At 66.8% G+C, this 1,113-nt stretch carries 2 protein-coding genes; both read right to left on the bottom strand.

Features of this window, described 5'->3' with window-relative positions; translation table 11 throughout:
• A partial coding sequence (locus ABT116_RS49215) for an aminotransferase class III-fold pyridoxal phosphate-dependent enzyme (RefSeq protein WP_351648133.1) occupies positions 1-771 on the bottom strand: 771 nt, incomplete at its 3' end.
• A gap of 175 nt (positions 772-946) precedes the next feature.
• A partial coding sequence (locus ABT116_RS49210; RefSeq protein ID WP_351648135.1) for an aspartate ammonia-lyase occupies positions 947-1,113 on the bottom strand: 167 nt, incomplete at its 5' end.

Genomic DNA, 1,113 nt, shown 5'->3' with positions numbered 1-1,113 from the left:
CACGCCGCCCGCGGCGTGCACCTCCTCGACCATGTCACGCAGGTAACCGACGGGGTCGGTGAAGAGGCCGTCACTGGAGTACGCACAGTCGGTGATCAGCGCCGCAAGCCTGTAGCCGTGGCGCTCGAGGTCGTCGATCGCGCCGCGCACCTGGCTTCGCATGTGGTCGGGAAGCGATGAACCCGGCGGGACGAGTCGCGGATCGGGAGCATCGATGAGCCGCACATTCGGCCCGAGCGGTGATCCCGCGCCGAGCGTCGGCGAGAAGCTCGCAACCTCGCGGGTGAGACCGTGATAAGCCCAGCGAGTCACCACGATTCCCTCGCCACCCGTGTGGAAGCGAGCCACGCGCATGGCCAGGTCGTTCGCCTCCGACCCGCTGCACGCGAAGCTGACCCTCGAGAGCCCTTCGGGCATGGTCGCGAGGAGGCGCTCGGCGTAGTCGACGAGTGACTCCTGCACATAGCGCGTGTTGGTGTTGACCGCCGCCATCTGGCGTGACACGGCCTCGACGACGTGCGGGTGTGCGTGACCGACACACGGCACGTTGTTGTAAGCGTCAAGGTAGTCGTTGCCCTCCCGGTCGAACAGGTGAGCGCCTCGACCGGAGACGAACTCGACCGGCTCCCGGTAGTTCAGCGCGTAACCAGGGCCCAGCACGCTGTTTCGCCGCTTGACGGTGGACTGCAATCGCTCAGGCAGGCCGGCGAGCGCTGCGGGGTCGAACCTGTTGGGGTAGTTGGCCAGTGCTCGACTCAGCGTGGAAGTCATCAGCGAGTCCCCTCCTTCGTGGCTTGCATCTCGTCGCGGCCGCTTCAGCCGCGGATCGTTTTTGTTTCAGTTTCAGCCTGAAACTTATACCGCAGACGCGGGTGCGGCAACCCTTGCGACAGCGAACAGTGCCCGGTGTGGATGGCCAGGAGACACGACTGGCTCCATGCGCACCTCAGGCCAGGGCCTGGCCGCTGCCCGCGACGACCTCCGGACGCAGCAGGGCGGTGAGGGTTTCGGCTGGCAACAGGCCCTTCTCCAGGACGAGTTCGGCAACACCGCGGCCGGTGGCGAGGGCCTCCTTGGCGATGTCGGTGGCGGCCGTGTAGCCGATGTGCGGGT

The organism is Streptomyces sp. NPDC002130, assembly GCF_040296465.1.
Classification (GTDB): Bacteria; Actinomycetota; Actinomycetes; order Streptomycetales; family Streptomycetaceae; genus Streptomyces.
This window is presented reverse-complemented; position numbering and strand designations above follow the sequence as displayed.